The sequence below is a fragment of the Streptomyces sp. ISL-10 genome (assembly GCF_018614575.1).
Classification (GTDB): Bacteria; Actinomycetota; Actinomycetes; order Streptomycetales; family Streptomycetaceae; genus Streptomyces.
Genome location: NZ_JAGGOJ010000001.1, coordinates 1 through 7,542, shown reverse-complemented (window position 1 = coordinate 7,542; position 7,542 = coordinate 1). Strand labels below are relative to the sequence as shown.

At 68.5% G+C, this 7,542-nt stretch carries 7 protein-coding genes and 1 pseudogene; 5 read left to right on the top strand and 3 right to left on the bottom strand.

What is annotated here, in order from left to right; all coding sequences use genetic code 11:
* Positions 1-124: 124 nt before the first annotated feature.
* Both istA and istB read left to right on the top strand, forming a co-directional pair.
* Positions 125-1,543 (top strand): IS21 family transposase, encoded by a 1,419-nt coding sequence (istA, locus tag J7E88_RS00040; protein ID WP_215175921.1) that lies wholly within the window; start codon positions 125-127, stop codon positions 1,541-1,543.
* Positions 1,540-2,310 (top strand): IS21-like element helper ATPase IstB, encoded by a 771-nt coding sequence (istB, locus tag J7E88_RS00035; protein WP_215175920.1) that lies wholly within the window; start codon positions 1,540-1,542, stop codon positions 2,308-2,310. Before istA ends, istB begins: the two co-directional genes overlap by 4 nt.
* Before the next feature lie 45 nt (positions 2,311-2,355).
* On the opposite strand, the gene J7E88_RS00030 is transcribed toward istB, so the two are convergent.
* The gene (locus tag J7E88_RS00030; protein WP_215175919.1) at positions 2,356-2,850 is read right to left on the bottom strand and encodes a hypothetical protein; all 495 of its coding nucleotides are present in this window, start codon (positions 2,848-2,850) and stop codon (positions 2,356-2,358) included.
* 144 nt (positions 2,851-2,994) lie between these two features.
* Between J7E88_RS00030 and J7E88_RS00025 the strand changes: the two genes are divergently transcribed.
* Entirely contained in the window at positions 2,995-3,132 is a 138-nt protein-coding gene (locus J7E88_RS00025) for a CGNR zinc finger domain-containing protein (protein ID WP_215175918.1), read from the top strand.
* 56 nt (positions 3,133-3,188) lie between these two features.
* Positions 3,189-4,121: a methylenetetrahydrofolate reductase gene (locus tag J7E88_RS00020; RefSeq protein ID WP_215175916.1), complete on the top strand. Its 933-nt coding sequence runs from the start codon at positions 3,189-3,191 to the stop codon at positions 4,119-4,121.
* A 419-nt stretch (positions 4,122-4,540) separates the two neighbouring features.
* On the opposite strand, the pseudogene J7E88_RS37225 reads toward J7E88_RS00020, so the two are convergent.
* A pseudogene (locus J7E88_RS37225) lies at positions 4,541-5,137 on the bottom strand (SDR family oxidoreductase); the annotation flags it as partial.
* Positions 5,138-5,574: 437 nt separating this feature from the next.
* On the opposite strand from J7E88_RS37225, the gene J7E88_RS00010 reads away from it, so the two are divergent.
* Positions 5,575-5,775: a hypothetical protein gene (locus tag J7E88_RS00010; protein WP_215175913.1), complete on the top strand. Its 201-nt coding sequence runs from the start codon at positions 5,575-5,577 to the stop codon at positions 5,773-5,775.
* Positions 5,776-5,920: 145 nt separating this feature from the next.
* On the opposite strand, the gene J7E88_RS00005 is transcribed toward J7E88_RS00010, so the two are convergent.
* Positions 5,921-7,378, bottom strand: coding sequence for an NF041680 family putative transposase (locus J7E88_RS00005; protein ID WP_215175911.1), 1,458 nt, complete (start codon positions 7,376-7,378; stop codon positions 5,921-5,923).
* Positions 7,379-7,542: the final 164 nt, after the last annotated feature.

The following is a 7,542-nucleotide window of genomic DNA, read 5'->3' as shown; positions in this document are numbered from 1 at the left end:
TGTCGGCGTACACGTGAACGTCCCCACCCGCGTACGGATGAAAGGGGACAGTTCTTGATGCGATGAGCTCTGCTGCTCGGCACTCTGCTTGTGGACCGATTGAGACGGCGGAGGGTGGTCGACGGTGGTCTTGGACCCGCATCGCTGGCTGGAACTACGGCGTTTCCGTGGTCTGCTGGAGTCCGGGGCGATGAGTCTGTCGGAGATCGCCCGGGAGACGGGCCTGGACCGGAAGACGGTCCGCAAGTACCTTTCGGCGCCGGGGCCGGCGAGCCCTCCGCGGCGGTCGCCGACCGGTCGGTCCCGGGCGAGGGTGATCGACGAGTTCGCGCCGCTGGTCGACTCGATGTTGCGGGCGGAGATCCTGATGAAGGCCGCCGTGATCCACGAACGGCTGACCGCGGAGTACGGGTTCACCGGGAACTACCAGCGCGTGAAGCTCTACGTCCAGGACGCCCGTCCCCGGATCGCCGAGGAACTCGGCATCACGCCGCAGGAACTGGCGGGCATGCACCGCCGCTTCGAGGTGGTTCCCGGGGCCCAGGCGCAGGCGGACTGGGGCGATGAGGGCAGGATCCTCGCCCACATGGGCATCGAGAAGGTCTACTCCTTCCACATGACGCTGTCGTATTCGCGCGATCCGTTCTGCTGCTTCACCACCAGCCAGGATTTGCAGACCTTCTTCGACTGCCACCGCCGGGCCTTCGCCCACTTCGGCGGGGTGCCGATGGCGATCGTCTACGACCGCACCAAAACCGTCGTCCGTCGTCACGTCGCCCCAGGCGAGGCGGTCCCGCTGCATCCGGAAGCGGTCGGCTTCGCCGGCCACTACGACTTCGACATCGACGTCCTCGCCGCTTATCGGCCCACAGGCAAGGGGCGCGTCGAGCGGCAGGTTCTCATCGTCCGCGACCACGTCTTGTCCGGCCGGGCCTTCTCCTCCATCGAGGAGATGGACGCCGCTTTCACCACCTGGGTTCCGCAGCGACGGGCCCAGGCCCACAGGACTCACCAGCAGATCATCGGCGAGCGGGCAGCCCGCGACCACGCGGCCCTCAAGCCGCTGCCGCCGACCCCCTATCTGGTGGCCGAGCGACATCTGCGGCCGGTCGGCAAGGACTGCCTGGTCGCCTTCGGCGGCAACCTCTACTCGGTGCCCGCCCGAAAGATCCGGCCTCGTCAGCTGGTCGAGATCCGGGCCACGAAGTCACAGGTCATGCTGCATTCCACAGCCCCCGACAGCAGAGGAGAGACCCTGCTGGCCATGCACCCACGGGCGGTCGGCCGCGGAGTCCGGGTCGTGGACGAAACGCACTGGGACGGCCTGCCGACCGGCAAGAGCCGGCGAACCACGACCGGCGACGTCCCGGCCGAGGCCCGGCACAAACAGCCCTCGGACCGCCAGACAGGGCCACTGGAGACGCTGCTGAGCCGATCAGCCGTCACCCGGATCGAGGTCGGCCGCCGACCGCTGTCGGTCTATGACGAGCTGACCGGCACCCGCCCCTTCACCACCCACCCGAGCACGAGGGAAACGTCTTGAGCGAGCTGGTCAGCACCCGCATCCGCAGCACGGCCGGCAAGCTCGGCCTGCCCCACCTGACCGAAACCCTCAACGAGTACATCCGGCGGGCCGACGAAGGAAAGATGGGATACCTCGACTTCATCGACCTCGTGCTCTCCGAGGAACTCGCCGTCCGCGACGACCGCCGCTTCCGCCAGGGCCTGCGCCTCTCCCGGCTCCCGCACCACAAGACGCTCGACGAGTACGACTTTTCCTTTCAGCCCGACCTCGACCCGCGCAAAGTCAAAGACCTCGCGACCCTGTCTTTCGTCGAGGCCAAGGCCAACGCCGCCCTGCTCGGGCCGCCTGGGGTCGGCAAGACGCACATCGCCGTCGCCCTCGCAGTCGCTGCCTGCCGGGCCGGCTACTCGATCTACTTCACCAGCCTCGACGACATGGTCCGCAACCTCAAAGCCGCCGAGGCCGCCGGGCGGCTCCTCAACAAACTCGGCACCTATCTGCGGCCCGGCGTCCTCGTGGTCGACGAGGTGGGCTACCAGCCCCTCGAACGCGCTGAAGCGAACCTGGTCTTCCAGGTCATCTCCAAGCGCTACGAGAAGGGCTCGATCATCCTGACCTCGAACAAGACCTTCAGTGAGTGGGGACAGGTCTTCGGTGACGAGGTCCTTGCCACCGCCATCCTCGACCGCCTACTCCACCACTGCGACGTCATCTCCATCAACGGCCCCAGCTACCGGCTGAAGAACCGCCTCATGGCCATCGAGCGAGAGAACGACGTCGCCTGATCCGGGCCGGCGATCCCGCGAGAAACACGGTCCATATCGACGGCTTCATCCGAGCGCGCGTAGGACCAAGTCTGCCTGGCACGCGATGGCCTGCTGGCACTTTGGGTCTTGCTTCTCGTCCTCCACTGTGACTCGCCCGGTCAACTGGGATATCAGGACTGCCTCATAACAGCTGGATAGGCACTCCAGCGCGTCATCGGCCGACAGGCAGCCGCCGGGTGCTTCGAAGAGTCGAACCAGCGCAATCAAGAAGGGACCGACCGCTGTCCTGGTGGGGACATCTGGCAGAAGGTCGTAGCGAGCCAGAAAGTCTCGTGCGAAGGCCGCGTCATCCCACCAGCTCGCTGGAGCTTGTGCATGCAGGGCCAGAACGGACTTGACCAGCTCGGAGTGCGCTTCCGGGAAGAAGTCGTCAAACGGCGGCTCGAAGAGCGGAATCGTCGATGCCACCACGTCCAGCACGAGGTCAGCGCGCGTGCTGCTGTCAAGCGCCTCCAGCTCCTCTCCGTACGGCGCGATCTCCCGGTCCCACAGCTCCAACCCAATCCCCCATCGCTCTGCTACCCCTGAACCGTAGCTGGGGACGTTCATCCGTACACAACTGGGGAGCCGAGGTCGTACGCCGACACCAGCCTCGACGCCATCCTCACCACCGTGGCGACAGCCGTGGCCGACGGCTAGCGTTTGAAGCTGTGCGCCTACCCGGACTGCCGCTGGGCCTCGCGCGACACCTCCCGCAGCGGGGCCGGACGCTGGTGCTCGATGGAGGTATGCGGCAACCGGCACAAGACCCGCGCCTACCGGCGCCGCCAGGCGGACTGAGCTCGCGCCCGAAGGCCAGGTGCGGATCCGCCGTGAGGGGCTGACATGATTGACGGATGGATTCCGCCAAGACCGCAACGGCCGCCGGGCTCATGGACCGCACCCGTGACGGCGCCCTGCTCTACGGCCTGACCCCACCACGGCAGACCACCACCCCCGACCAGGCTGACGCAGTTGCCGCCGCAGCCCTGACCCGGCTCCGGTCGGTGCAGGTCGACGGGCTCATCCTCTACGACGTGGACGCCGAGGCCGACCGGACCGAGGCCCCGCGCCCGTTCCCGTTCATGCCGATGATGGATCCGGCCCACTTCCTCGACGACCACCTCGCCGACTGGGCTGGCCCGGTGATCGTCTACCGCGCCGTGGGCAAGTACACCGGCGACCAGCTGGACAACTGGTGGTCGAAGGCCGACCGCGACCGGGTGCTAACCGTTCTGGTCGGCGCGGCCTCCCGGCACCAAGTGGTCCGGACGAGCCTTTCCGAGGCCTACCGCAGGCATGCTGGACTCTCCCTCCCGCCGCGGATGGGCGGCGTGGTCATCGCCGAACGGCACGCCACCTCGGGGACGGAGCACGCACGCATGCTGCGCAAGCAGGACTCTGGCTGCGAGTTCTTCGTCTCCCAGGTCTGCTATGACCTGGACCAAACCCGCAACCTGCTCTCCGACTACACCCACGGCTGCCGCGACCGGGGCCTGGACCCGAAGCCGGTGGTGCTGACCCTGGCTCCGTGCGGGTCGGTGAAGACCCTGGAGTTCATGGCCTGGCTCGGCATCGACGTCCCGCGATGGCTCCGGGCCGAGATCACCCACGGTGACCCCCTCACCGCCTCGTACGAGCAGTGCCTTCTCAACGCCCGGGCCCTGATCGCGTACTGCCGCCGCCTCGGCCTGCCGTTCGGGATCAACGTCGAGAGCCTCACCAACCGCAAACTCGAGATCGACGCCTCCATCGACCTCGCCCGGGAGATCCGCGACCTGCTGGGCTGAATCATAGATGTCTCTTTCACGTCGAGGTTGGGGCGTGTCCAGCAGCGCCGCGGGCACATCGGCGACCCAACCGGCGATCGCGGTAAACGAGCGCATGCCGCCCGGCGATAGGCCCCTTGCGACTCGGGATGACGCAATCGCCCCATCCCAAGCGCAGGGGGACTGTTGACCTGCGCAACCTCTGCCGACGAGTCCCTGTCGTTCACCACCCGCTCGCCGAGCGCGGAATGTGGACAGAGATGTACAGCAACGAGATCACGCCCTTCCCAGAGGGCCCTGATCCCTGCATAGGGGAGAGAGCCCGACGACGTGGGTGCGTGGGGTCCTGCGGTCACCCAGTGCTCGCCGCCCACCCGGTCGTCGGACACGGCTGCCGCCACCGTGCGGGCGACGAGATCGCTGGGGACCACATCCACCCTGCTGTCCGCGGAACCGGGCAGCCACTTCAGCCAGCCGGCGACGGCGGCGACCAGGGAGGCGAGCAACCCCTGCACACGGTCCACCCGACCGGTTTGCGAGTCCCCGATGACCAGCGACGGGCGCAGAACGGTGTGCGGCACCCCTGCTCCCAGCACGTGCGCTTCCGCCTGCTGCTTGCTCTCCAGATAGGCACTGATCGGTGCCGTGCCGGTCCCGGCATAGGCGTCGGCGTTGCGCCGCACGACCTCGGCCCGGGCGACGAACGCGCTGGAGAGGTGGACCAGGCGGGCCTCGGCATGGGCGGCGAACGAGAGGACGTGCCGGGTGCCGTTCACGTTCACGTCCACAGTCCGCTGCGGATCGGGCCGGAAGTCGGTGGCGGCGGCGCCGTGCACCACGACGTCCACCTGCCGGGCCAGCCGGCGGTACTCGTCGGCCGACAGGCCGAACAGGGGGCGGCTGACGTCCCCGCGCACACTCTCCGCCGCGTCCGGCGTCGGCGTGCGGTGCACCAGCGCGAGGACGCGGTGCCCGGCTGCGGTCAGTGCCCGCAGGATCGGGCCGCCGAGCGCGCCGCTGGCCCCGGTGAGCAGCACGGTGAGTCCCTGATGTGCCGTCACCTCACCCTCCTCACCTGCTCGGTGGGCAGGGCGCCGCCCTCGGCGTCAGCGGTCTGACGGGCCCCCGGTACCACCGCGCCCCCGTGGCCGGCAGGCGGTTGGTGCCGCGAGGAGGACGACGTCGCGGCGGGTTCCACGGGGTAGGGCGGCCGAATCCATGAGGTGGCCCATCGCACCAGGTCGGCCGGTGGCCGCACGGCCAGCCCGAGGCACAGCAGGACGCAGGCGGCCAGCACGGGGCACCGACGTGGGCCGCACCGGAGGCGAGTGCGGCGACGGCGAAACAGGGCCCGAAGACCACGGCCGCCAGCCAGCCCGCGAAGCGCCCCCCGGCGCGGGGAGGCGCGACTTCGAGCGTGCGGGTACGGCATCGGGCCAGGAGCCAGATCTGCACCGGGATCACCACAGCTCCCATGCTCAACAGGGTGGCTGCCACCGGCGAGGTGAACCAGGAGGACATGGTGTCCGCGAGCGGCTCGGGCCATGAGCTGTCGAACCGGCCGCGGTCGGCCGCAAAGAACCGCCTGAGCCCGGTCCCGTCCCACCCGTACAGCAGGAGGAAGAACATGCCGACGTGCGGCCAGACCCACTGCATGAACGCGGCCCAGGTGTGACCTCGCACCAACAGCCGTGAGGTGCACGCGAATCCGAGAACCGCCAGCGCCGTCGCCCCTGAGGAGAACGCAGCGGCAGCCCAACCGGGAACCGAGGACAGGACATGCATGGTCTCCCAGCTGGGGAAGGCGACTAGCTTGATCTTTAACCTGTGCGGCGGGGCTTCGGGGTAGTTGACCTCTTCGTTTGCCGTGTCGCCGGCTGCGTTTTGCGTGGTGTGTGCACGTCGTGGCGTTGGGTGGGCCGGGTGTTCTTTCGACCTGGTGGCCGTCCGGGGCCGGGGCGGGAGGGTTTCGGTGCTTGGGCCGGGCAGGCGGTCTTCGGGCGGATGTGCCTAAAGTCGCGGCGGACTCGGGCGGGAGTGAGTCTGTCCGGTGGGCTTGGTTTCTCCCAGGGGCGACGCAGGTCGGCTGCGAGCGGGCGGGCGAGACGGAGTTGGGTGTAGGCGCCGAGGATCAGCCAGGTCCATCGGTCGGCCGCCTCGGGGGTGCGGATCTTCGGGGTGGTCCAGCCGAGGGTCTGTTTGAACAGGCGGAATGTGTGCTCGATATCGAAGCGCCGCAGGTATGCCTGCCAGAGGCGGTCGACGTCGGCGGCGCAAGCGTTGGTGCCGGGCCACCACAGCCAGACCGGCTTGGGGGTTGCTCCGCTGGGCAGGTGGTCGATGTCCAGGCGAATCAGCGTCCCCTCCACGATGGGCAGGGTGCCGTCCGCCGCGGCCCAGGACGAGCGGTGGGTCAGCCTGGGGTGGAGCCGGTCCCAGGAGCGGGCGGTGGCAGTGCCGTAGAGGCGTGTGTCGGTGACGGTTTCGGTGTCCGGGGTGCCCCAGGTGTCGGGCTGCCCGAAGACGAACTCTCCTCCGTGCCGTGGCGGGCGCCCCAAGGTGTGAAGTTGCCTGGGCGGGGCGGCCCTGCGCAGGACTCGGTCCGAGCGCATCCGGGCCAGCACCTGCACCGGCAGGTCCCCCAGCAGGAACGCGAGGCGGGGTGCGTCGTATCCGGCGTCCGCGATGATGAGGATGTCCGGGTCGCCCGTCTGCCACTGTCCTGCTGTGATCAGTCGCTCGAGCAGATCGCGCAGCTGGCGAGCGGTGACGGTGGCGGTGTCGTCACCCGGCGCCAGGCGGAGCGCGTCCAGTGGTGCGGTCCACGAGCTGCGGCCGGGCTCGAGCGCGCAGATGATCGAGTAGGGCCAGCCGGGGACCGGGATGTGCTGGTCTTTGCCCCGGCCGTAGGTGTGACACAGGATCCGGTCCGGTGAGGTGTGCGCGTCGGGTCGCAGCCAGCAGGTGACGTCGACGGCCAGGACCAGTCGGCCGTCGCCGGCCCGCGGCAGTGGCACCGTGGCAAGTGCCCGCCGCAGCCGGGCCGCATCCACCCGGCCGCGGGCCACGGCCGCGTAAAGCCCGCCATGGCCGCGGCGGTGTTCGCCCACCAGCGATAACTCGACCAGGGATCTCACCGGCCCGTCACCGCACAAAACGGCATCGGCCAGCTCGAACAACGCGTCCGAACGAGCGGTGAGACAGGAGTAGAACTCGCCCCGGAAGCATGACAGTTGCGTCAATGCCTCTCGTCTTGCATCGCGATACTGCAGACTCATCCTCACGGCCTTCGTGCTGGACGTGTGTGTTCCTTGGTCGGAGCACATGTTCAGACGAAGGCCGCTTCCGTGTACGCCGGATACCGAACCGAGTGATCAAGTTCGACGCACTATTCGACGCCGGACGTTAAAGATCAAGCTAGTACTCCAGCTGTAGATCGTGA

Coding starts and splice junctions, on each gene's coding strand:
- J7E88_RS00005 (WP_215175911.1), bottom strand. CDS start 7,378: ATGAGTCTGCAGTATCGCGATGCAAGACGAGAGGCATTGACGCAACTG.
- J7E88_RS00010 (WP_215175913.1), top strand. CDS start 5,575: ATGCTCAACAGGGTGGCTGCCACCGGCGAGGTGAACCAGGAGGACATG.
- J7E88_RS00020 (WP_215175916.1), top strand. CDS start 3,189: ATGGATTCCGCCAAGACCGCAACGGCCGCCGGGCTCATGGACCGCACC.